We start from the raw sequence: 23,600 nt of genomic DNA, 5'->3' as shown, positions 1-23,600 counted from the left end.
GTCGAATATCTTGTATAGGATTTTTTAAAAGCTTCGAGTCCATGATAGTCATATCGTTTCATCCACTCCATAATCGTAATTCCATCGGTTTTCAGCAATCGTCCAATACTTTCATAGCTCTCTTTCTCTGATAAATAAAGTTCAATCGCATTTATTTTATCGTCTAGTGTAAATTTAACCATAAAAAAACTGCACCTCCAATTGTTAGATTGTGTCTAACAATTGGGGTTCACTTCAAAATTTGATGAATGATAATCACTGTGTTCACTATAAAATATATACGTTATTTGTACACAAACCTTTATGGTATAATAATAAAAACGGAATAATAAGATAGAGGTACAAATCTGATTTTCGATTTGTTTAATAGGGAAGTCGGTGTAAATCCGACGCTGTCCCGCAACTGTAAATGGGAGCACATTTCAGCAGACCACTGTTACGCAATGTAATGGGAAGGTGAAAGGTGCGATGAACATAAGCCAGGAGACCTGCCTTTATCTAGTACAACCAAAAAACCTACGAGGATAGGGGGTGTTGAGTGTGACTAGAGAAATTCTTCTGCATGCTCATAGTACGACGATCGCCAAAAGGGTAGCTTCTATGACGAATAGAAAGCTTTTTCCATCATGGCATTCGGCGTATTATGTCGTGTATTTGTCATAGTAGACATCTTTCTAATGATGGAAAGATGTTTTTTTATGCTAAAATTGAAGGAGTGTTACACATGAATCCACAGGTAATCGAGTACTATGAAAGTCTCTTTAAAAATGAAATCATGCAAAAGCAGTTTGATGGTGCTAGAAAAACATTGAAAGAACTTGCTGAACAGTTTGTAGGGCAAGATGAAGCACACCATTTAGACATACATGCAGCCTATAGCAATGTAAGAAAAGAAGTAATCGGATAAAATGAAGTAAGCTACTTAACGCATTCCATTTCACGGGGCATTAAGTAGCTTTTTTAGGAGATTTTATAAAATTGAAATACGTTGTCATTACACTTGGAAATGTCTATCCAAAGTAAATTATGAAAGTCACTAAAGAAAGATTGAATTAAGAGAGTTTACTGTAAAAATATAACTTCATTAAATATTTACTAGGACTTCATTCATATTTCACTTTTTCAATATATAATAAATCTGCTCTTATTATAATAGATTGGAGAATTTGAATGAAAAATAGGCTTTATTCCAGTTTTTGGCGAATGCACTTTTATGCTGCATTATTTATGACACCACTTCTTTTGACTTTGACACTAAGTGGTATCGGGTATTTATTCTATACAGATGTAGAAGATCAATTATATGATGACTATTTCTTTGGAGATAGTAAAAAAACAGAAGTATTATCGATTGATGAAGGAATTAAAGAAGCGGAAGCGGCGTTTGCAGGCTTCAAAACCGATAAAATTATTGTATTAGAAGAACCTTATAATACACGTTTAACGATGACAAATGCAGAAGGCGAACAGCGCTATTTATTTTTAGATAACAATAATCAAATTGTTGGTCATCAAGATGCACAATACACTTTCGGGAATATCCTCAGAAGCTTGCACAGTTCCTTATTCATAGGGGGAACCGTTGTCAATTATCTGGTAGAATTAGCGGCGTGTTGGGCCATCTTTTTACTACTTTCAGGTCTCTATATGACCTTTAAAGGAAAAGTTTTGAAGAAGGCGAAACAGCCTAACACACGACAAAAAAATAGAAGATGGCATGCCCTTATTGGTACGATCGTTACCATTCCGATGATTGTCATTATTTTCACGGGTCTACCATGGTCTGCGCTGATGGGCAATATGATTTATAATGCATCACAAGAAAACCCTTCATTCGGCACGCCGTTATTGCAACAGCAACCACCTACTTCGGATATGAGTGAAATTCCTTGGGCGACTCGCCAACAGGAGGCTCCTTCATCTGACGCTGGTCATGCTGGACATCATGGAATGGGAGCGGCAAAGAGTAATGTAACCAATCCAAATCAATTGGCTGTAGAAAGTCTTCAACAACAGATAGAAGCAATGGACATTGCAAAACCATATTCGATTATTTATCCTACAAGTGAAACGGGCGTATATACAGTTGCGAAATCGAGCAACACGGGCGTAACTGGCCTGGATGTTAGCCCGAATGACGAAACTACTATGTATTTCGATCAATATAGCGGTGAATTTATGGCCAAGGTTGGTTATGAGGATTATGGCATTTTAGCTAAATGGTTTACATGGGGAATTCCCTTACATGAAGGACATTTATTTGGCTGGCCAAATAAATTGTTAAATTTAATTGTCTGTGTTGCATTTTTAGCCGTTATTTTTTGGGGATTCCGCACTTGGTTGCTTCGCAAGAAAAATGGCTTCCTGTCTGCACCACCTCAAATATCTCAGAAGGTTTCAATACCTTTTATCGCCTTCATGATTGTATTAGGTCTACTCATGCCGTTATTTGGACTTTCTTTAATCGCAGTCGTATTGATAGAATGGATCGTCAAAATTATTTCAAACAAACGGTTATCAAGTAAAGAATGAAAACTAAAAAAATGAGCGATGCTGTAATCCTTGAAGAGGGATGACAGTATCGCTTTATTTATGTTAGAGGTAAATCTTGTTATCGAGTTGATCGTCCACCAAATCTTCAGGGTAATAGGTTTCCTTGCGCAAGCACACATCACGATGGGTTAAATGCTCACCTTTAAAGCGCAACCAAATCTCATCATCAGCCATTACACCATGTGTTTTTCGTACATATCTTAGGCATGGCACTTTTGCTTAAAGAATGTTTGTCAAATAAAGATGTACAACTATTAAAACAACAAAAGGGTAGTGAAATAGTGAGCGTTGAATTGAATGAACAGCTGCTTCAAGCAGCGGCGCAAGGTGAGCGAAGTAAAATACAAGATTTACTCAGTGAAGATATAGATATTAATGTGCAAGACGCGAACAAACGAACGGCCGTCATGATTGCAACGTATAACAATGATGTCGAGATGGCAAGAATGCTAATTGAGGCCGGTGCAGATGACAACATACAGGACGATAGGCAAAATAGTCCATTCCTCTATGCCGGTGCAGAGGGCTATCTTGAAATTTTGAACCTTACGATAACAGCTGGTGCAGATTCTTCCATCACAAATCGCTATGGTGGGACGGCTTTAATACCCGCCTCTGAACATGGTTATCTAGACGTTGTGCAAGAATTACTAACAACTACAGCAGTAGATGTAAACCACGTCAATAACCTTGGATGGACAGCACTAATCGAAGCAATTATTTTGAATGATGGCAATCAAAGACAGCAGCAGGTAGTTCAGTTGTTAATAGCTCATGGAGCAAATGTCAATATAGCGGATAACAAAAATATTTCGCCATTACAACATGCGAAAGCGAAGGGTTTCCATGAAATCGTACAAATTTTATTGCAAGCTGGAGCAAAATAAAAAATTGATGAGAAAAGGGAGTCGTACAAATGAACAAAAAGCTAAAAATGATGACACCAATCCTTTTAGGCGCAACGCTAATGTTAACAGGATGTAACTTTCTAAATAAGCAAGCGGAACCAAAGCAAGCGCAACAGGAACAGGAAACATCACAACAAGCAAAAGAGGTTGCGCAAATTATGCAAATACAAGCACTAAATGCTATGACATTACAAGTAACATTTTCTGAAGCACTAACAGAAGAAGCTGTGAAAGTAGAAAATTTAGATGCTATCAAAAAAGATTATACATTCAATCATAATTTGAGTATTGTCAATGTGCCTCGGTTAAAAATCGGTTCACAAAGCACGTATATTGTCCCCGTGACAGTCCAACAATCTGACACGACATATACGTTAAGTTACAAAGGTGGAGAAGCACAGATTTTTGAGGGCAGCGATGAAAAAATTAATGTCAGTCAAACAAAACAGGTCACAAATGATACGTTTGAAATCGAGTCATTTAAAGAACAAGGTGTAACCGATTATGCCAACATTATTGAAGCCTATAGAGAGGCGAGAGGCGATCAATCATTCCAAGTAAACGATGAAAATAAAGATGAAAGTGGCAAGCAATATCAAGTAATTTCCTCGTTACGTGACCGTGTAGTGACATTGACGGCAGACGATGGAGAAGAAATGCAAGCGAGTTACGTTTTGTTCACACAAGCTGCTGATGGTAGACAAGCACCAAAATTCCGCTTACCTGAAGGACGGACATTAAGACCAGGTGTGCAATATACCGTGACGTCTGATTGGGCAACAGTGGCGAACCCAACTTTTACTGCCACAGAAATCGCGCCATTGACAATTAAAGCGGTGGAACCAATAGATGATAAATCATTCCAAGTTACGTTAGATAAAGATCCAGGGATGGAGTTATTTGCTGGGCGCAGTGTAGAATTACAAGGTGAAGATGGTAAAAAAATCCAAGCGTAATATCGCTATTCTTCACGAAAAGGTGCTGTCGGTATTTTTGATGTAAAAGAAGGTACATTAAAATCTGGCGGTACCTATCGAGTAGAACCACTCAACAACTGGGCTACTGCAGCTAATTTAACGTTAAAAGCAAAGTAAAACGACAGATGCTATTGAAAAGCCAGCATCAATAAAATTGACAGTCGCCATTGTTAGACGCTAGTGAACAACTGGAGGTAGGAACTGTCTAAAAGTCCTTCAAAAGATAACGTCCGTCTTCCTATATAGTAAAAATCCGCTTCGCTTTCCGCGGACAAGGCATGAGCCGCATCAGGACAACAAATGTTTTATGTGCGAAAGCGAAGCGACAGCAACAGATGATTTATGTACGAAAGCGAAGCGACAGCAACAGATGATTTATGTGCGAAAGCGAAGCGACAGCAACAGATGATTTATGTGCGAAAGCGAAGCGACAGCAACAGATGATTTATGTGCGAAAGCGAAGCGACAGCAACAAATGTTTTATGTGCGAAAGCGAAGCGACAGCAACAAATGTTTTATGTGCGAAAGCGAAGCGTCAGCAACAGATGATTTATGTGCGAAAGCGAAGCGACAGCAACAAATGTTTTATGTGCGAAAGCGAAGCGACAGCAACAAATGTTTTATGTGCGAAAGCGAAGCGTCAGCAACAGGTGTTTTATGTACGAAAGCGAAGCGACAGCAACAGATGTTTTATGTGCGAAAGCGAAGCGACAGCAACAAATGTTTTATGTGCGAAAGCGAAGCGACAGCAACAGGATGTTGGTCACGAAGGCGTTGCCACAGGACGTGACGACTTTAGTCTTCGTTCCACTTAACGCTCCCTGCTGGGTCTCATACGCTTGCTTTTCCTGCTTCTGTCGCTACGTTTCACTCAAAAGTGCTTTTTAGTTTAGAAAATCGTAAAATTTTATCTGCAAATGACATAAAGGTACCGCAAAAAAGCATTCAAATTCATATACTTACAGCAAGCTGATATCTCGATGCGCGGCAATTGTTTTTAAAAAGTAACGCATTGAGTTGGTCATGTAGGCATCTTTTCGACGTATAAATACAGTTGAATTGCTGCCATATTTTTTAGGGATTGGATGACAGTATACTTTACTTGTAGTGGAAAGTTGATTTACAGCAGATTGCGGTACTAGCGTAATGCCAAGGCCAAGTGCAACACTGTTTATGATTGTCTCTAGTATGTTAAATTCCATAATCCTTTTTGGCAGTAAACCTTCATCTTTAAGCCAGTGTTCTAGCTTGGAACGATAACCGCAACCTTTATTAGAAACGAGGATGGGTGTTGTTAAAAAATCTTCTTTATGAAAAGTTTTATTTTGCGTAACAAGAACGAGTTTCTCCATACAGACATCGTATTGTTCTAATTGTGGATGTTTGATAGGTCCTGATATAAAAGCACCATCTAATTGGTGATCAGTTACTTCTTTTATGAGTTCCTCAGTCAAACCCGCTTGTAATGATAAATCGACATTAGGATAGTCCTGATAGTAAGCAGCTAGTATGGTTGGTAAAATACTGACGATTTCAACTGTACCGATTTTTAACGTTCCAACAGGCGTATGACTATCTAGAAATACTTGTTGTAATTCTTCGACATCCAGTAGGATTTTATTAACGTAAGTGAGCATTTTTCTTCCATCCTCATTCAATAGCATCCCTTTTTTATGACGATAAAAAAGCTGTGTGTTAAGTTCGTTTTCTAAATGCTTAATACGTGCTGTGACGTTGGATTGGACATAATTTAATTCCTTTGCGGCACTGCTGACGCTTCCTAGATTTGCAACGCATTTGAAAATTTGTAAGTCTCGTAGTTCCACTGTGTAATCCTCCTTGATATAAACTATCATTATAAATGATGGTTTATATCATTTTCAATCATTTTACGTGATGCTATTTCTTTTTTATAATTCACAATGTGAAATAATAAGAGAATACATAGAAGTGAGGAATAGCAGTGAATAAGAGTAAGATGATAATAGGTGCGATTGCCTGTTTAGTTGCAAGTATTTCATGGGGCGCAATGTTCCCAGTTGCAGATCATGCACTGGAGTATATCGACCCATTTTATTTTTCAACAATTCGATATGGTGTGGTATCGATCGCATTGATTATTTTATTATGGATAAAAGAAGGTAAGAAAGCATTTCAATTAGAGGGTAAAGGGAAACTGCTAATCTTTTTCGGGGTTATGGCATTTACTGTATACAATGTCCTTGTTTTCTTAGGGCAGATGCTAATGGGCAAATCAGGTGTTATGGTAGCGTCTATTATGGAGGCGCTGATGCCGATGATTTCGATTGCTATTCTATGGGGATTTAAAAATGTGAAACCGAAAAAGTATATGATTGTAAGCATGACCATTGCTTTTGTTGGAGCTGTTTTTGTTATTACAAAAGGCGATATGGGGTTCTTTCTGACATTAAAAAATAATGTAATGCCGCTCGCATTTATTTTCCTTGGAGTTGTTGGATGGGTAATCTACACGATGGGGGGGCACTCATTTCCTGAATGGTCTACACTTCGTTATTCAACATTAACTTGTGTATTTGGTACAGCCATAACAGGAATAGTAACGATGGTTGTGACAATGTTAGGGTATGTGTCGGTACCAACGATGGAAACAATCGCTATTGTGAAATACGATTTATTGTTTATGATGATTTTACCAGGTATTGTCGCATTACTTTGTTGGAACTACGGTGTGAAAATTTTGTCATCCATTAATGGCATCTTATTTATCAACTTTGTGCCGATTACTACATTAGTCATTATGATGGTACAAGGGTATACTATAACCATTTTTGATATTGTAGGCACACTGCTTGTTATTACAGCTCTCATTCGAAACAATATATGTCAGCGTAAAGAAGTAAATAAGGATATACAAATTATACAGGAAAGACAATTGCGCCATGCTGGCTGATATTCATGTTTTGAAAGGAGCTTATAATGTTAACGAGTTTATCGTTTTTCTTTGCCGCAGGAATTGCATGCGAGCTTGTAGCGATCAATAGAAATGGCCGCAGAAAGATTAAACAACAAGAAGAGATGATTCTACTTTTAAGAGATTTACTACAGCAAAAAAATAAATCTACTTAACACAGCAAATTTCAGCAAGTGTGTAGACGACAAAAAATGAGCCACTCACCATAAAAATGACCTACCTCCAATTGTAGACACTAATGGGGGTAGGTCATTTTTTTTGTTGCTTTTTTACGCATATGTAGCTCACATGAACGAGTATCTTTAAAGCCAGCCTTTGTCACTGGCAATATGAACGGCTTGCTGTCTAGATTCTACATGGAGTTTCTGAATAGAGGTCGATAAATAATTGCGAATGGTTCCTTTTGTTAAAAATAATTTTTTGCTTATCTCACTAGTTGAGAATCCGTCTTTAACAAGCTGGAGCACGGCCATTTCTCGTTCATTTAGAGGATTTTGCTCTTTCATAAATAACGTAGCGGCTAAATCTCTACTCACGACCTTTTCACCATTCATCACTTTGCGGATCGTTTCAATTAAATAATCAATTGGTTCATCTTTCAATAAATAACCATTGACCTCACAATCCATCGCCTTCTGTAAATACCCCGGGCGGGCAAAGGTCGTCACAATCATCACTTTGCAAGGTAAATGGGCGTTCTTAATTTTTTCAGCAAGTTCTAGTCCTGTCAAATTCGGCATTTCGATGTCTAAGATACAAACATCGGGCACATCGCTCTGTATGCATTCCCATGCTTTTTGACCATCAGAAACTTCTGCAATTACTTCGATGTCCGTCTCGAACGACAGCAATGAAGTTAAAGCGCCACGCAACATTTGTTGGTCTTCAGCTAGTAATACCCGTATCATTTAATGGGCTCCTTTCGATAGTGTTGGAACGGTAATTTTAACGAAACAATGGTTCCACCGTGTGAAAAATTATCAATCGTTGCAGTGCCTTGAAGGATAGTCATTCTTTCCTTCATAGATGATATGCCGTTCCCAAGGCCTTGATTTTTCAAACCTATGCCGTTATCTAGTATGTCCAGCTGATAGATATGGTCACTATAGTCGATTTCTACAATACAAGACTTTGCTTGACTATGTTTGAGGATATTCGTTGTTGCTTCTCTTACACATAAGGCTAGCATCGTTTCCTCTACGCTTGATAATAGGATTTTTGGGCATTTGTTAGTCATTTTGATGCCGATATCAGCTGACTGCAGTAGTTTTTCACAGTGTAAAAGCTCACTTTCTAATGAAATGAAATTCATATCAGACACTAACTCTCTTACTTGTTTAAGTGCAGTACGCGTTGTTGCTAAAATATCTTGCAACTCGTCTTTTACTCGAGATGAATCTTTGTCCACTAATTTTGTTGTCAGCTCTGTTTTTAACTTAATCATTGTGAGGGTGTGGCCAATCGTATCATGGAGATCTCTGGCAATACGTTGCCTTTCGTGCTGTTTTACAAGTTGTGTATTGACCGTTGCTAACTCAACTTTTAAATTTTTTGCTTTTTCTACATAGTAAATCAGCACGGGAAAGACAAGCTGAATCATCATAATAGGAAGTATAACGGGGTCGTCTATTTTGAATAGCTCGCCTGTTTCAACCCATAAAACAACGATAAACATCAGAGCAATAGCAAGCATTGCCGAAGCAATATGCCATTTGACTTTCGCTCTTCCTACTAAATCGGCAAAGCTAAATCCAAAGATTAACATGATAGAGCCTTCATAGATGCCAAGTATTGTAATAAGAAAGAAACCCGTTAAGGCTGCCAAATGAAGGCGCCAATCTTTATACCATAATGCAAAATAAAATGCGGTTAGCAATAGCACCAAGACAATTATTTTTGCTATGACTGGTAACTCCGAGTTTGAGCTTAATACCATGGATAGTAAAAAAATAATGGATACTGCGTCGATAATTAAATATTGCTTTGCTTGATCTTTCGGATATATTTTTATACTTTACACCAACCCTTGTCGATTATTTATGTGCAACGGCTTGAACCGCATGTTTTCGAAGCCATTCCAACGGTCCATAATGAAAATGCTTTAAGAAAATATGAGCAATGAACAGTTGGAAAAGGGACAGGACAATCCACATGCCAATCACCTCGAAGCTAGACAGCTTTCCACCTAATCCGAAGCCCCAACCATAGAAAATAATAGATGACAGCACATTTTGTAAAACATAGCAACTTAAAGACATTTTACCAACTTCTCCAAATCGCTGCCATAGCCAATCTACCTTTTTATATTTTATCAGTTTACCTATAATGCCAATATACCCAAGTGATAGGAGCGGCGCAAATAAGTAGCGAACAGGGAAATCAAAAGCGCCTCCAGGAATAAAAATAAGGAGATTTAATGGTACACCAATATAAAGCCCAATCGACAATAACTTTTTGCGCATATGGCGTCCATGTTCATCTTGTGCAAATACGCCAGTACGCATTAACTTCACACCCAGTAAAAATAAGAAGATATTCATTGGAATAATAAAAATGGCTTCCGTTCTAAAAAACCAAAAATTCGTTAAACGATTGTAGATTTGTTCAAACCAAGTACCATGTTGATAAATCGTGACAATCGACTCGTTACTAGGTAAAGACATATTAGCACCTTGTAAGGCACTTATTAAAAGTAGCAGTATCATCAGCGCATGAAACCCTCCAATCGTATATAAAGCGCGATGAATGGTTTTATCACCAGCTTTTACAATAAAAGCAACGAGGATTGCGGTCACAGCGTAACTCATCAAAATATCATATTCCATAACCAATGTGAAATGGATAAAACCCTCTACAAACAAGAATAAAACAGTCCAAATATAGACACCTGGCCATGCATTCCCTTTTCGAATGGATTGTTGGTATTTTAATTCTAGACCAACCCCAAACATAATGGTTAACAGTCCTAAAAGCTTCCCATTTACGAAAAATAACACGAGCATTCGTAGAAAATCATCGAATGACCACCAACCCGAATAGTGACTCGTTGTAATGTAAGATAAGTCGCCGAGATAAGCAAAAATCCAAATATTTGTACCGAGTGTTCCCAATACCGCAAAGCCACGTAAAATGTCGATTAACGGTAACCTTTGATTCGTTTGCATTATTTATATCACTCTTTCTTTGTTTTCTTATAATTAAATGATAAAGAGAAACAGAATAGAAGCCTATTCACAGGAGTCAAAAGTTCTTTATGACACGTGTCATAAAGAACTTTTGTGTGCCAGGCACGGACGTAATTTATAGGGTGTACCAGAACCGCGAAGGCTGAAAATGTGGTTAGCCAAGTACAAGGGTGTAAGATTTTATTTAAAAATTTTCATTTGACGTTTTCCACCATATTTTATATTATGATAGAAGAAAAGAATGCCCGGACTAGAACGGGAGAGGTTCATAGCTGATACCCTCTATAAAAAACTATGGAAACATGACAATATGCCATGTCCATATCGGACGTGGCTTTTTTATGTTTTTACTTATGTTTTAATAGAATGATTGGTGATGCCTCTCTTGAAAAGTGTTGGGAAACATTTTACAAGGAGGTTTTTTTATGTCTGGCCGAAGCCATGAAGAAGGACTGAAGGATTTAACACTATTAGGTAATCAAGGTACGCAATATTCATACGAATATGCACCCGAAGTATTGGAGGCAGTAGACAATCTTCATTCCAATCGAGATTATTTCGTCAAGTTTAATTGTCCAGAGTTTACTAGTTTATGTCCGCTTACCAATCAGCCTGATTTTGCGACGATGTACATCTCATACATCCCGGATAAAAAAATTGTGGAGAGTAAATCACTAAAATTATATTTATTTAGTTTTAGAAATCATGGTGATTTCCACGAAGATTGCGTCAATATCATTATGAACGATTTAATTAAATTACTTGATCCAAGATATATCGAGGTTTGGGGTAAATTTACGCCTCGTGGAGGAATCTCGATTGATCCATGGTGTAACTATGGGAAACCAGAAACTAAATACGAAGAAATAGCGAATTATCGTTTAATGAATCACGATCTTAATCCAGAAAAAATCGATAATCGATAAATTTGGAAAGTCTTATCAATGAAGGAAGAGGTTTTAGCTACCCTCTTAAAAAAACTAAGAAGAAAACAGCATTTTTCTTAGTGTGCTGTTTTTTTCGTTATAAGGGAGTTTTTACAGATGAAGAAGCAGGAAAAAGCAATTGTTGTGTTTAGTGGAGGTCAGGACAGTACCACTTGTTTATTGTGGGCACAAGAACATTTTGAAGAGGTTGAAGCGGTGACTTTTGATTATGGTCAAAGGCATCTTCTTGAAATTGAATGTGCAAAGGAGATAGCAGCGGAACTTGGTGTCACGCATCACATTCTTGATATGTCGCTCCTGAATCAGCTTGCTCCGAATGCATTGACACGACAAGACATCGAAGTAGAAGACGGAGAAGATGGCGGGCTTCCATCGACTTTTGTGCCTGGCCGGAATTTGCTCTTTCTTTCATTTGCGGGCGTTTTGGCGAGTCAAGTTGGAGCCAAGCATATCGTAACTGGTGTTTGTGAAACGGATTTTAGTGGATATCCGGATTGCCGGGATATTTTTATAAAATCCTTGAATGTAACGTTAAATTTATCTATGGATGATTCCTTTGTGATTGATACACCGTTAATGTGGCTGAATAAGGTACAGACATGGGAGCTTGCTGATCAGCTTGGGGCGCTTGAGTTTGTTCGGGAAAGAACGTTAACTTGTTATAACGGTGTAATAGCAGATGGTTGTGGTGAATGCCCGGCGTGTAAACTGCGAAAAAAAGGGCTAGATGAGTATTTAAGCTTCAGAAAGGAGTCTTAAGGCATGTTTCATTTTAAAATTGTCGAGAAGCTCCAAAAAATAGATGAAGATATTCAAAGGAATCAATTGAACTATCATTCAAAACGTGTTCTCGTGAGCAAGGAATTTACCTTCGATGCAGCCCATCATTTACATGATTATGATGGGAAATGCAAAAATTTGCATGGCCATACGTATCGTGCTGTATTAGGGTTGAGTGGATACACAGATGAACGCGGTTTGATGATTGACTTTGGTGATATAAAAGAAATTTGGAAACAAAAAATAGACATTTATTTGGATCATCGTTATTTAAATGAAACGCTTCCACCGATGAATACAACGGCAGAGAACATTGTAGTCTGGATTTACAAAAAGTTAGCGGAAGCCTTGCATGATGAACAACGATATAACGGGGCGCGTGTAGAGTTTATCAGGCTGTATGAGACTTCGACAAGCTATGCTGAAGCGCGACGGGAGTGGATGGAAGTTGAGTAAGGTACCCGTTATCGAGATTTTTGGACCGACCATTCAAGGCGAGGGTATGGTAGTTGGACAGAAGACGATGTTTGTGCGGACTGCTGGCTGTGACTATTCCTGTTCCTGGTGTGATTCATCGTTTACATGGGATGGCAGCGGAAAGCATCTGATTGTCCAAATGACAGCAGATGAGATTTGGTCTGAGTTGAAACGACTCGGAGGCAGTGGTTTTTCATTTGTCACGATTTCGGGTGGAAATCCTGCACTCTTTCGAAATTTGGAAGCGCTCATTGCTATTTTAAAAGAAAACGACATAAAGGTCGGAGTAGAGACACAGGGAAGCAGATGGCAAGAATGGCTATATGATATCGATGAACTGACGATTTCACCCAAGCCTCCTAGTTCCGGAATGACCACAGACTATACGGTACTATCTGATATCCTCGGAAAACTTCAAAATCGAAACAGCAATCAGCATACTTCCCTCAAAATAGTCGTTTTTAATGAAGAGGATTATGCTTATGCTAAGCAAATTCACCTTCGATATCCGACGATTCCTTTTTATCTACAAGTCGGTAATGATGATATTACGACGACTGATAATCCGCTGCTGATTAGCCATTTATTAGAGAAGTACCAAGCGCTAATTGACAGGGTGATTGAAGATGAGGGATTAAGAGATGTTAAAGTACTGCCACAGCTGCATGCCCTTGTTTGGGGAAATAAAAGAGGTGTATAGTGGGCAGTTTCAAAACGGTCTTTAAATTTACTTGAGGAGTAACATCATGAGAATATTATTTTATTTATTATCTATTGTCATTGCTAATGTAGTAACGGCAGCATTTGCGCCATTACAGTTTGGCATGTTTATTGTTCCAATGGGGACTCTGTTGATTGGAGCGACCTTCATTTTCCGGGATCTTGTGCAAAATAAATATGGTAGAGCAAAGACGTATTTGTTTATCATTACAGCTCTAATCTTATCCGCAGTGGTTTCATTCATGCTCGGGGATACACTATTGATTGTGGTGGCATCGGCACTTTCATTTGTTGTCGCTGAAACAGCCGATACAGAAATCTATACCCGATTGAAACTACCAATGGCTTGGCGTGTGTTTTATAGCGGAATTGTTGGAGGATTTCTGGATTCCGTTATTTTCGTAGTAATTGGCTTGAGTCCGCTTGGAGCCAATATGCTGCCTTGGGAAGCAGTACCAGCCGCCATTTTGGGACAAATTATTGTGAAGACGATTATTCAGATGTTAGGTGCACTGTTTTTAAATCAAGTGCGTGTAATTCAGGGAAAACGTCTTACTTTAGAATGATTTTTTGGCGCTTTTTCAAAATATGTACTTGACCGCACATTCCACTATGAGCGATAGCTTTTTCGCGGGCGTGAGCTGAGCCTCACATAGCAAATTACAAAAAACAAATTAATTTAGTCGGCTTGCATGTGCCTAGCATCGATATAAAAAAATTGTAGGCCCTGAAAGAAATACCGTCGCCCCTAATGATGTAGGGGAGATTATCTTTATAGGACCGAACAAGATGAAGGATTTCGACAAAGGGGGAAAGTAAGTTAAAAACAGGGCTTCATCTACACGTTTGTAGATGAAGCCCTGTATTTACTTTACCTTATTTATCAACACTTTCTTGGAGGAGGATGTTAATTATTTTATTTTGGATATTTTTCTAAATCTCCACTCGCACGATTAACCATCGCTGCCATTTGCGCTCTTTTAACAAATTCGTTAGGGTAAAATCGACCGTCTTCTTTACCTTTAATAATTTCATGACTACTTAGTTTTAAAATATCTGAGTACGCCCAATGTCCTTTTTGTACATCATAAAAAGGACATTCATTCGTATTATCTAATGGGTAATCTAGTATTCTCGATAATATTGCTGATAATTGAGCTCTTGTAATTCGAGAATTTGGTTCAAACACGTTTGGTTTCGTTCCATTAACAATATGATACTTATGTGCGAGTTCAATTGCCCGTTTTGCCCAATGGTCAGTAGGAACATCTGTAAAGTAATTGGGTACCGTTTCTTTTTTGTCATTTAAACCAATCGCGTTTGTAAGGATAGTAACAGCTTGTGCCCTTGTTAGATCACCATTAGGGTCAAACGTGTATTCATTTTTCCCACTTATCCATCCCTTTCTATAAAGAGACATAATATCATTTTCAGCCCAATGATTTTCTGAATCTATAAAATTATGTTGTCCATTTGCCCAAGACGAATAAAATTTCCATATTCCGTTATCTGCTTGCGTTAAATCCCAACTACCAGTTCCTCTTAAATTGTATTTCTCTACTAATCTTAATTTATATTTTAAAGATAAATCATTTTCATACCAAATGGTGTAATTGCCCGTTGAAAGTTTTTTACCACCAATATATGTTGGTGAATCGCTTTCTCTAACAGTGAATTTAGCATAAGCTGATTTTGAGGTATTATCAAAATATAGTTTTCCTTTATGATTATTAACTATGCTTTTTACAGATTTATTAGCTACACCATATCCACCTAATTCCTCGTCATCGTTCCAAATTCGCCCGTAAAATGGTAAGCCTAAAACTACTTTCTTTGAATCAACACCTAGATTTAATAAAGATATAATAGAATTTTCAACAAATGATAAGCTAGCGACAGGGCCTACTGGACCACCATTCCAGCTTTCATCATAGGCCATTAACATTAGATAATCACTATATTCACTTAGTTTTAAATAATCATAAGAACCATGCCATCCTACCGTCCATCCATTTGGATTTGCAGCAACTGCTATAGATATTGTTTTATCATTAGGCATTTTTTCATTTAATAATCTAATGAAATCTGTAAATACTTCCTTATCGGTATAGTTTAAATTCTCAATATCAATATCTATGCCATCTAAGTTATTTTTTACTACAGAATCTACTAATTGAGTAGATAAAACTTCTCTATTTTTCATAGCCATTTGAGCTAAATTTCTATCCCAGTTGTTAGTAATATATGGAACGACTTTTAATTTTCTTTTGTGTAACTCTGCTATTAAATTTTTATCAATTGAAGATTTTAAACTACCGTCAGCGTTTAATTCATAGAATCCTGGCGTAGCTGTATTTAACGCACCTAAAGTCATATCTATATTTTCTAAATAGGAGCTAGAAGTTCCACCATATAAATAAGACATATGTATGTCATTTACTGAGGCATCAGCACTAAATGGAGAGGCAAATAATGTAGTTAACAGAGCGGGGATTAGAAAATATTTTTTAAATTTATTATTCATACCTTCTTTCCTTCCTATAAAATAGATTTTATCTACTTAATTATCTATTATTTGGATCAACTATATCAATTATAAAAATATGGGTTAATTGAGTTATTTAGGTTCGTCACCAAAACTCGTGGTTGGTTTTCTAAAATTCAATAAATTCACATTTGACTATTGAAGAAAAGTGAAAACTCACGTATCGGAATTGTTGACTAGACATAAAGTAATCAACTATTCAAGGGAAGGCTGGATGTTACGACTGACCAAGGTACAACGAAAAATGTAATAATAATAAAATGATCCCACTGAATAATTCAGTGGGATCATTTTATTATTGTCATATGTGATTCATCACGGGTTCATAATAAATGGGTATTATTAATTACAAGAATACGCTAAAATGGCGGAAGATGGGAATGAAGCAAACGTGAAATTCGGCCATATAATGCCAGTAGTATTACCAGTAACGCTTGCTGAAATTACATACATTAAAAATAGCTGTCCATTCCTTAAGAGAACAATGGTCCATCTACCATCACAACCAACTGCATATGTTGCTGGACCTTGTGATTGTAACATACTTTGCGCTTGTGCTGGATTTTGACTTAAAAATTGATATCTATTAATCATGTTTTGAGACGGAGATGGTGGGTTCATTTGCCCCCCTTGGCCAGGTCTAGGTGTTCCACCTGGGAAACCACCTGGCATTCCGCCTGGGAAACCACCCGGCATCCCACCTGGGAAACCACCTGGCATTCCGCCTGGGAAACCACCCGGCATTCCGCCTGGGAAACCACCTGGCATTCCGCCTGGGAAACCACCTGGCATTCCGCCTGGGAAACCACCTGGCATTCCGCCTGGGAAACCACCTGGCATTCCGCCCGGCATCCCTCCTGGGAATCTACCTGGCATTCCGCCTGGCATTCCGCCTGGCATTCCGCCTGGCATTCCGCCTGGCATTCCGCCTGGCATTCCGCCTGGCATTCCGCCTGGCATTCCGCCTGGCATTCCGCCTGGCATTCCGCCTGGCATCCCACCTGGCATTCCGCCTGGCATTCCGCCCGGCATCCCTCCTGGCATTCCACCTGGCATGCCACCAGGAAATCCTCCTGGGAAATTAACCATTTTATCGCTCCTTCTTTTGAGATATAAACTAGGTTATGATAACACTTCTGAATAGGAATGGTTGAATAACCCGAGTTTTCAAAGTAAGTATGATTAAGATTTTTAGCGGTGGAAATATTGCACATCTAAATGAGTAAAAGAAGCTTTGGTTATTAAAGCAAATGATGTTTATGGTGCGCGCTTGAAGAGTTTCCAGGAAATCTACTGAATACCCGTGGAAGGTGGGGGAATACCCGCAAAGTAGCGGTAAATCTGTGCAGTTTACTTTCATAACTCATAAAATGGTTTTACGTATTCCTTCTATGTACTCAAGAAGAAAAAATTATGACAGCATCCTGAAATTCTTTAACCAACAAACTATTAATGATACGATAAAAAAGTACATAAAATATAGAGGTGAGGGGAATATCATGTTCCTAGATAAACTGAAGAATGACTTAAACCAAAAACAATCCCTGTTTATAGGAGAGGAAACAGCCTATCGATCAGCGATTTTAATTCCATTAGTTCTGGTGGATGAAGAATGGCATATACTTTTTGAAGTACGTTCATTCACTATGAGAAAACAGCCGGGGGATATTAGTTTTCCAGGCGGTCGAATCGATGCATCAGATCAATCTCCATTGGCAGCAGCAATACGTGAAACATCTGAAGAATTAGGCGTGGATCCAGCAACGATTCATATTGTAGGGCAATTAAGTCCTTATATTGCTTCGTCTTCATTTGTCATCTACCCATTTGTAGCAACGATTGACTACAATCAAATGATTCATTCCTACAACAAAGAAGAAGTTGAGGAAGTATTTACGGTACCAATCAAATGGCTATTGCATTATGAGCCTTATATGCATTTAGTAGCTGTTGAACCCATGCCTTCACCAGACTTTCCATTTGATAAAATTGTCAATGGTGCGCAGTATCAATGGCGAACACGTTCAATGGAAGAATGGTTTTTTGAGTATGAGAAGTATACCATTTGGGGTTTAACAGCTAGGATTTTAAAACATTTTATAGAAATTATTAAATAAGTACATGAAGAGACGAGATCTTTCTAAGTTTTGATACCTCAGAATGGAATATGTTATTATCAATAAATAAATGAAAAACATAATTTGGAGGGTTTTCCTTGAAAATAGAAATTAACTATTTAGTAGATATGTATAGAGTTCCTACTTCCCTGATTTTTTAGTAGATAAGGTGAAAGCAACAATTGAAGGAGTTGCTAATTATCTTGAAAATGAGGCATATACGAAGGATACAGTACAACAAAAATTAGACGAGATGACCGATCAACTTAACGAGCTTGCAGAAGAATTTGAAGAAAATGATAGTCAAATTGAAACCGTTGCGAGAGAATCCATTGCAGATACGGTATTCTTAGTTTTAAAAGCTTATCATATAGATATCGATATAGAAGAAGCTATTAGAAATAGAGATTGGTAAAAATCATGTTAGTAAGAAAATCGCTAAGGTAGAAAGTTTAAACTTTAGCGATTATTTTATATGCATTAAAAGGGAAGGTTTCTTTCATGGAGAATTTTGTAGATTCACCATTTTTCACTTATGATTTTTATAGCTTTACGTCAAGAGGAAATGCCGTATTGGTACAATGTCCAAATTGTACAAAATGCGCCCAGATTAAAAGAATCGCTAACACCTATATTGTCCAATGTGACAGTTGTACTTTCCGTAAAACAAAGGAGCAGCAATGTTTAGTAAAAGCTTTTGCACAGGGGGAATGTAAATCCTGTAAACGACATGTCAATATTGAACTGGAAGATAGAGAACGTCATTATAGTAAGCTGAACAAGGCATGCCCTTATTGTCATACGCTTGTACAATGTCATATCAAAATTAATCCGACAAAAGTCTATTTTATTGTGGTGTCAAATGCAAAAGGGACAGATCCTATATTCCTACTAGATTACTATCTCTTAACAAATGTAGGGCCCAACCAACCTATCTGGGCGTTAAGCGCAAGCCATTTGAAGTATTTAGTTGACTATGTGTCGGATAAATTAAGAACAAAGAACTTTACAGGTAAAACAGCATCGCATTCGCTACCTGCCTATATTAAATGTGCAAAAAATCGAGAGGATGTATTGCGTAAGTTAAAACAATTAGAAAGGAAATTATTAGGAATGGAAAAATAGCGCCAAGGAGATGACAACATGTGTAAAAAAACAGCAGAAGAATTGGAAGGAACATTACCTAAATTTAAGTATATAGCGCATCCCATCAAATCAGGGATTTTCAAAATAGACAAAAAAGTGCTATGTGATTGTTGTGAAGAAGAGGTAGAAATATATGTTGAAAGTGGCCTATATGCAATAGAATCAGTCGAGTATCTTTGTCCAAATTGTATTTCTAGTGGAAAAGCGGCTGCAAAGTATAATGGAACATTTCAATCAGATTTATATAATGATGAACGAGTAGTAAACAAGTCGTTTGTAGATGAAATCTTACATCGAACACCGGGTTATGTGAGTTGGCAAGGGAATAACTGGCTTGCTCATTGTACGGATTACTGTGCTTTTATTGGCTATGTAGGGTGGTTGGAATTAGTAGAAAAAGGCATTGAAGATGAAATAGAAAATTTTACAGAGATGGCTCTAGCAGATTTAAAGCAATACTTAACGAATGATGGTGAATTACAAGGCTATCTATTTCAATGTATAGAATGCGGGAAATATTGCTTATATGCAGATTGTGCATGAGTTATCTATAGAGGCGTCATAAGGAGGAATGAGAAATTGCACTATTTAACATCTGCCAATTTTGTAACGCATCAAGAAATCTTTCAACAGGCGACAACTGAAATTCGAACGAGGAGTTGTAAAGTGATTGAAGACTATCCTCTCACGATTGAGTTATCAACGGGAGAGAGTCTATTGCTAACGAGTATTTTAGAGTTCTATTTAAATCAACAACTAACTACAACATTTAAACATGCTGAAGTGAAGGCTTTTTGCGAACAACTGCGACACATGGCAGGGTTCAATAATATTAGTTATACATTGCGCGTTTGGATTGAAAACAATATTCAAGAACGCTATTTCGCAACAGGAACAAAAAACTGGCCATCTACATATACATTAAAAGAAGGAATGGAGTTAGTAGATTTAGAATTGCTGAATTTTGTGTGCTATGTCGCGATATGTTTTATGAAATATGGTGCAAGTTATGAATCTCTTTCAGCACAACGACTCTTTAACTTGGTAGAGGCAACAGGATCAAATGAAGTAGCTAAACTGCGAGAAAATGGATCCGGTGAACTGACAATAAGTGAAAGTTCTTATCGTGATAACGATGTTGTCTGTAAAGCGAATGATGTTTTTGCCATGATTGATGTCCATATTAAAAACGAGAAACAGGTTGCCTATGAGAAATCATTGGACTTTATTATTCGATTACTAGATTTGAATTTCCCTAAAAGTTATCAAATTAAATTTTCTTGTGCGAAAAATGAGTACTTGCCAATTGAAAATTTACCTCAAGTACCTGTTCATAATTTTTTTGCCAATGCGCTAAAATATCCGGAACTACATTCGAAAATAAAATTATACGCAGAAAAGGCCATGAGAACATATGCGTGGTATACAGATTTAGAGGATGAGGATTGTGCTATGCCATCCACATTTGCCGTTTTAGGCTTAGGGTTAGTTTCCTCAGAATATTGGCCCTTAGTAAAAAAATACATGGAAACCTGTGATGGGGACCACTCTTCTATCCAAACCGCTTTCACACCCGTGTTTATCAACAAATTCGGTTTTACATCTGAAACGCTTCCTGTTTTCATTAGTTGTGTACTTGCGGTTCAAGAACATGAACATAATGAAATTTTTTCTGAGAACATGAATGATAAAGCAAGTTTAGAACTACTATTAACATGTAAAAGAAACTTTGTGGCGTATCTCAGTGAAAGCCAAAAAGAGGATTGGAAAGAAGAACTTGATGAAATGATTGCATTTGTCTGGGAAAATGTCTGTTATGCTATTTGGGGTGTGTGCTTTAATAAACCGCCTGCTGTAGTGATAGACAATGCTTCAGATGAATTAAGACACCTTTATCAAGAGATTTTGTTATAAAACAGTACATGAAAAAGTTAATTTGAACGCTGTTAAAATGAATAGAGCATGGCAATAAGGTACAGGAGCAGGAGATTTGTGATTAACGCATCTCCTACTCTTTTTTATTTTAGATTGAGCAGCTTCCAATTTAATAGCGGAACTACTTCATAAGCATAGGGTTAAAGTTGAGCAAAATAATGAATACATTAGGGCTGTGAAGTAACAATCGCATGAGGTTCAAGAAACTATTTTGTACAAGAATACACTCTATAATCTAAAATTCCTTCATACTTTAAGTTCAGATTGTAATGCTTTTCCATGAGCTCATAATGTTCAGGTTCAATATCCTTGGAGTACTGATATTCAGGCACTGAAGAAATGGACTTGTTTTTTTGTATACGGATATTTTTAAAACCGACCTGTTTAAATAAAGCAACCCAATCCTTTTTCATAAAGAAGGAATCAAAGCCATAAAATTGTTTGATTTCCTGTTCGGTTTTTGCCTCAAGTTGTCGGTTGATGGTAAATTCGATTGCAATGAACCGACCACCATCCTTTAATAAACGAAAAATTTCTTTTAGGGCACTAGGCTTATTGACAAAAGAAAGAACAGATTCAGCAATGATAAAATCAAATTTACGATCGGGTAACGGCATTTTTTCGATTGAACCTTGCATGATTGTTACTGGTAGATGTGTTTTTTTCATCCTCTTTTTGGCTTTCGCTACCATAATTGAATTGATATCTATGCCCATTACTTTTGCACCGTAGTTGCTAGCTAAAAAGGCAGCAGTTTGGCCTGTACCACACCCTACATCTAAAATATGAGAAGCTTTGCTGACTTGCTCCGTTTTGAATATTGCCTTTGTTAGGTTAATACCGCCAGGATGAGCACCCCCAACACCAAATTTGGACAAAAAATCTAGATATTTGGAATTCTGAAAGACAACCACCTTCTTTATTCGTCATAATTGTATAGTATGAAATAAAAAATAGTATGGTTCCTGCAAGAGATAAGCTGACCAAAAATGAAACCTTACAGAAGTAAGGAGTGATTGATTTTAAAAGTGCTGGTATAGGATCTGGACGGCACCATAAAAAGTGGAATAAATCACTAGATTTCAATATGTTTTACGCACTACATACGTTATATTATGTGTCAGCCACGTCTACGAAAGACTAATCAATAAAAAATTTCAGACATATATTATTAAAAAGCTTTCTGATAGGGGGTGAATCGATGCCATTTTATCCGCCGAATCCTGGAAGGAGACCACTTCCACCAAGATATAGACAAGGATCTAATCGAGGTAGACAGGAGCAACCTTTCTTTTACCCGAACCAACTACCCCAGGCTTCTAGATTTGGAAGATTACCAGATAGTATAAATGCCATTATGGGTCATGCTGGAACAATCACGAATGGGGTTAATATGTTAAGGCAAATGGGATCATTGTTAAGTTTATTTAAATAGTTTCAAGATGCAATAGGCTATATCAAGCACATCAATGGCAATAAGTTGATGTGCTTTTTTGTGTATTAGCTCTTATAAAGAGCCCAGCCAGCTGAAGAAGTGGAAAAGTTATATACAAAAATCCATTTCATACTTCACTTTCGGTTATATTCCAACTACAGGCGGACGCTTTCCTCGGGCAAGCATCGAGCTGCTTCCTTTTCCCGCTGAGTCGCCGCCATACGCTCCTAACAAAAATGTCCGTGTTTCGTTATAGAAAAACGATTGATGAAAGTAATTTAAATAAAGTATAGAAGTTTCTATTGTTGTGCATTTGTCAAGTTTCATGGCAGCTATTAGCCTCTCTACTAGCGGCCATTTCAGCCTTGTTTATGTCTGAAGTGTGAACAACTGTAGTGTTTTACTTGAAAAAAATGCTTACATAAAAGAATTTATTTTTGTTATAGTTACAAACAGACCGGTTGGTATGTTGGAGTGAGTTAGACAAAATGGCGACTAAATCGTTGATTATCAACATCGCACCAAAACTTTTTCAATCAAACAGGATATATCCGAGTGGAAAGAAGTGAAATGTTAAAAGTCAGAATATCTCAAAGTTCTCACTTTTTGAAGGAAGTCATTACAACGGATGGTAGCTATATTCGACCAGTATTCTATTACACCAAAGGCCAGCAGAGAAGAGGAGGGGGGCACTTAAAGGCTAGTCATTTAGCAGGGGTGTGAGTGAATTGGCTGCATTAAGTGTTCCAGTAAGAGAGCTTTACTGAAATGTGTATGGAAAAATCCAAATGATATTTATTCATGAATAAGGATATTCAAAAGATACAGCCTATTCGATTGCAATTCAGATGACAGCCTTAATGGAGGAATCGATGTTGCGCTATTTAACACAGACTCATCTGTAACCAGAAAGTCGCTTCTA

The 23,600-nt window shown here is 37.5% G+C and carries 27 protein-coding genes and 2 riboswitches; of the genes, 18 read left to right on the top strand and 9 right to left on the bottom strand.

The annotated features are described in order from the left end of the window. A partial coding sequence (locus ACOMCU_RS13155; RefSeq protein WP_421050448.1) for a helix-turn-helix domain-containing protein occupies window positions 1-182 on the bottom strand: 182 nt, incomplete at its 3' end. A 138-nt stretch (window positions 183-320) separates the two neighbouring features. Continuing rightward, window positions 321-511, top strand: a riboswitch (cobalamin riboswitch). Window positions 512-724: 213 nt separating this feature from the next. Between ACOMCU_RS13155 and ACOMCU_RS13150 the strand changes: the two genes are divergently transcribed. Both ACOMCU_RS13150 and ACOMCU_RS13145 read left to right on the top strand, forming a co-directional pair. After that, window positions 725-907 (top strand): hypothetical protein, encoded by a 183-nt coding sequence (locus ACOMCU_RS13150; RefSeq protein WP_010859464.1) that lies wholly within the window; start codon window positions 725-727, stop codon window positions 905-907. A 263-nt stretch (window positions 908-1,170) separates the two neighbouring features. Then, on the top strand, window positions 1,171-2,532 hold the full coding sequence (locus tag ACOMCU_RS13145; RefSeq protein WP_421050447.1) for a PepSY-associated TM helix domain-containing protein: 1,362 nt from the start codon (window positions 1,171-1,173) through the stop codon (window positions 2,530-2,532). 63 nt (window positions 2,533-2,595) lie between these two features. Here the strand turns inward: ACOMCU_RS13145 and ACOMCU_RS13140 are convergent, their stop codons facing one another. After that, window positions 2,596-2,727 carry a hypothetical protein gene (locus ACOMCU_RS13140; RefSeq protein ID WP_010859462.1) on the bottom strand — a complete coding sequence of 44 codons (132 nt, stop codon included), beginning with the start codon at window positions 2,725-2,727 and terminating at the stop codon, window positions 2,596-2,598. A 32-nt stretch (window positions 2,728-2,759) separates the two neighbouring features. On the opposite strand from ACOMCU_RS13140, the gene ACOMCU_RS13135 reads away from it, so the two are divergent. The 3 genes from ACOMCU_RS13135 (at window position 2,760) to ACOMCU_RS13125 (ending at window position 5,253) form a co-directional block, all read left to right on the top strand. Further along, window positions 2,760-3,440 carry an ankyrin repeat domain-containing protein gene (locus ACOMCU_RS13135; protein ID WP_010859461.1) on the top strand — a complete coding sequence of 227 codons (681 nt, stop codon included), beginning with the start codon at window positions 2,760-2,762 and terminating at the stop codon, window positions 3,438-3,440. 29 nt (window positions 3,441-3,469) lie between these two features. Continuing rightward, complete coding sequence (locus ACOMCU_RS13130; RefSeq protein WP_421050446.1) at window positions 3,470-4,417, top strand: hypothetical protein; 948 nt, start codon at window positions 3,470-3,472, stop codon at window positions 4,415-4,417. Window positions 4,418-4,815: 398 nt separating this feature from the next. Further along, the gene (locus ACOMCU_RS13125) at window positions 4,816-5,253 is read left to right on the top strand and encodes a hypothetical protein (protein WP_421050445.1); all 438 of its coding nucleotides are present in this window, start codon (window positions 4,816-4,818) and stop codon (window positions 5,251-5,253) included. Between the two features lie 144 nt (window positions 5,254-5,397). On the opposite strand, the gene ACOMCU_RS13120 is transcribed toward ACOMCU_RS13125, so the two are convergent. Beyond that, a complete protein-coding gene (locus tag ACOMCU_RS13120; protein WP_010859459.1) occupies window positions 5,398-6,264 on the bottom strand; it encodes a LysR family transcriptional regulator in 867 nt (288 codons plus the stop codon). 137 nt (window positions 6,265-6,401) lie between these two features. On the opposite strand from ACOMCU_RS13120, the gene ACOMCU_RS13115 reads away from it, so the two are divergent. Continuing rightward, a complete protein-coding gene (locus ACOMCU_RS13115; RefSeq protein WP_036130229.1) occupies window positions 6,402-7,370 on the top strand; it encodes a DMT family transporter in 969 nt (322 codons plus the stop codon). Window positions 7,371-7,396: 26 nt separating this feature from the next. Beyond that, window positions 7,397-7,546, top strand: a complete 150-nt coding sequence (locus ACOMCU_RS13110; protein WP_010859457.1) for a YrzO family protein — start codon at window positions 7,397-7,399, stop codon at window positions 7,544-7,546. A 147-nt stretch (window positions 7,547-7,693) separates the two neighbouring features. On the opposite strand, the gene ACOMCU_RS13105 is transcribed toward ACOMCU_RS13110, so the two are convergent. The 3 genes from ACOMCU_RS13105 to ACOMCU_RS13095 all read right to left on the bottom strand — a co-directional run bounded on the left by ACOMCU_RS13105 (window position 7,694) and on the right by ACOMCU_RS13095 (window position 10,555). Then, window positions 7,694-8,299 (bottom strand): response regulator transcription factor, encoded by a 606-nt coding sequence (locus ACOMCU_RS13105; protein ID WP_421050444.1) that lies wholly within the window; start codon window positions 8,297-8,299, stop codon window positions 7,694-7,696. Next, the gene (locus ACOMCU_RS13100; RefSeq protein ID WP_421050443.1) at window positions 8,296-9,267 is read right to left on the bottom strand and encodes a sensor histidine kinase; all 972 of its coding nucleotides are present in this window, start codon (window positions 9,265-9,267) and stop codon (window positions 8,296-8,298) included. The genes ACOMCU_RS13105 and ACOMCU_RS13100 overlap by 4 nt, the downstream gene beginning before the upstream one ends. Window positions 9,268-9,424: 157 nt before the next feature. Continuing rightward, on the bottom strand, window positions 9,425-10,555 hold the full coding sequence (locus ACOMCU_RS13095; protein WP_421050442.1) for a DUF418 domain-containing protein: 1,131 nt from the start codon (window positions 10,553-10,555) through the stop codon (window positions 9,425-9,427). 276 nt (window positions 10,556-10,831) lie between these two features. Further along, window positions 10,832-10,878, top strand: a riboswitch (PreQ1 riboswitch). A 123-nt stretch (window positions 10,879-11,001) separates the two neighbouring features. On the opposite strand from ACOMCU_RS13095, the gene queF reads away from it, so the two are divergent. The 5 genes from queF to ACOMCU_RS13070 all read left to right on the top strand — a co-directional run bounded on the left by queF (window position 11,002) and on the right by ACOMCU_RS13070 (window position 14,066). After that, window positions 11,002-11,502 (top strand): preQ(1) synthase, encoded by a 501-nt coding sequence (gene queF / locus ACOMCU_RS13090; RefSeq protein WP_010859453.1) that lies wholly within the window; start codon window positions 11,002-11,004, stop codon window positions 11,500-11,502. 99 nt (window positions 11,503-11,601) lie between these two features. Continuing rightward, complete coding sequence (queC, locus tag ACOMCU_RS13085) at window positions 11,602-12,282, top strand: 7-cyano-7-deazaguanine synthase QueC (RefSeq protein ID WP_268891044.1); 681 nt, start codon at window positions 11,602-11,604, stop codon at window positions 12,280-12,282. Window positions 12,283-12,285: 3 nt separating this feature from the next. Then, window positions 12,286-12,759: a 6-carboxytetrahydropterin synthase QueD gene (gene queD, locus ACOMCU_RS13080; protein ID WP_421050441.1), complete on the top strand. Its 474-nt coding sequence runs from the start codon at window positions 12,286-12,288 to the stop codon at window positions 12,757-12,759. After that, window positions 12,752-13,480 carry a 7-carboxy-7-deazaguanine synthase QueE gene (gene queE / locus ACOMCU_RS13075; RefSeq protein ID WP_010859450.1) on the top strand — a complete coding sequence of 243 codons (729 nt, stop codon included), beginning with the start codon at window positions 12,752-12,754 and terminating at the stop codon, window positions 13,478-13,480. Before queD ends, queE begins: the two co-directional genes overlap by 8 nt. Window positions 13,481-13,526: 46 nt before the next feature. Continuing rightward, entirely contained in the window at window positions 13,527-14,066 is a 540-nt protein-coding gene (locus ACOMCU_RS13070) for a VUT family protein (protein ID WP_421050440.1), read from the top strand. Window positions 14,067-14,416: 350 nt separating this feature from the next. Here the strand turns inward: ACOMCU_RS13070 and ACOMCU_RS13065 are convergent, their stop codons facing one another. Further along, on the bottom strand, window positions 14,417-16,024 hold the full coding sequence (locus tag ACOMCU_RS13065; RefSeq protein ID WP_421050439.1) for a glycosyl hydrolase family 18 protein: 1,608 nt from the start codon (window positions 16,022-16,024) through the stop codon (window positions 14,417-14,419). Between the two features lie 363 nt (window positions 16,025-16,387). Beyond that, window positions 16,388-17,134 carry a hypothetical protein gene (locus ACOMCU_RS13060; protein ID WP_421050438.1) on the bottom strand — a complete coding sequence of 249 codons (747 nt, stop codon included), beginning with the start codon at window positions 17,132-17,134 and terminating at the stop codon, window positions 16,388-16,390. 410 nt (window positions 17,135-17,544) lie between these two features. On the opposite strand from ACOMCU_RS13060, the gene ACOMCU_RS13055 reads away from it, so the two are divergent. The 5 genes from ACOMCU_RS13055 (at window position 17,545) to ACOMCU_RS13035 (ending at window position 21,222) form a co-directional block, all read left to right on the top strand. Beyond that, the gene (locus ACOMCU_RS13055) at window positions 17,545-18,162 is read left to right on the top strand and encodes an NUDIX hydrolase (RefSeq protein WP_421050437.1); all 618 of its coding nucleotides are present in this window, start codon (window positions 17,545-17,547) and stop codon (window positions 18,160-18,162) included. Window positions 18,163-18,331: 169 nt separating this feature from the next. Continuing rightward, on the top strand, window positions 18,332-18,577 hold the full coding sequence (locus ACOMCU_RS13050; protein WP_421050436.1) for a DUF5713 family protein: 246 nt from the start codon (window positions 18,332-18,334) through the stop codon (window positions 18,575-18,577). Window positions 18,578-18,663: 86 nt separating this feature from the next. After that, window positions 18,664-19,287 carry a hypothetical protein gene (locus tag ACOMCU_RS13045; protein WP_421050435.1) on the top strand — a complete coding sequence of 208 codons (624 nt, stop codon included), beginning with the start codon at window positions 18,664-18,666 and terminating at the stop codon, window positions 19,285-19,287. Between the two features lie 18 nt (window positions 19,288-19,305). After that, window positions 19,306-19,851, top strand: a complete 546-nt coding sequence (locus ACOMCU_RS13040) for a CbrC family protein (protein WP_421050434.1) — start codon at window positions 19,306-19,308, stop codon at window positions 19,849-19,851. A gap of 36 nt (window positions 19,852-19,887) precedes the next feature. Beyond that, window positions 19,888-21,222, top strand: coding sequence for a DUF6138 family protein (locus tag ACOMCU_RS13035; protein WP_421050433.1), 1,335 nt, complete (start codon window positions 19,888-19,890; stop codon window positions 21,220-21,222). Window positions 21,223-21,449: 227 nt separating this feature from the next. Here ACOMCU_RS13035 and ACOMCU_RS13030 read toward each other — a convergent pair whose 3' ends face one another. Further along, the gene (locus ACOMCU_RS13030; RefSeq protein WP_421050432.1) at window positions 21,450-22,157 is read right to left on the bottom strand and encodes a class I SAM-dependent methyltransferase; all 708 of its coding nucleotides are present in this window, start codon (window positions 22,155-22,157) and stop codon (window positions 21,450-21,452) included. Between the two features lie 287 nt (window positions 22,158-22,444). On the opposite strand from ACOMCU_RS13030, the gene ACOMCU_RS13025 reads away from it, so the two are divergent. Then, window positions 22,445-22,678, top strand: coding sequence for a hypothetical protein (locus tag ACOMCU_RS13025; protein WP_010861039.1), 234 nt, complete (start codon window positions 22,445-22,447; stop codon window positions 22,676-22,678). The last annotated feature ends 922 nt before the right edge of the window (window positions 22,679-23,600 follow it).

This window comes from Lysinibacillus sp. UGB7 (assembly GCF_049058285.1).
GTDB classification, from domain to species: domain Bacteria; phylum Bacillota; class Bacilli; order Bacillales_A; family Planococcaceae; genus Lysinibacillus; species Lysinibacillus sphaericus_B.
Note: the sequence above shows the minus strand (reverse complement) of the source record. Positions and strands in the feature narration are given on the sequence as shown.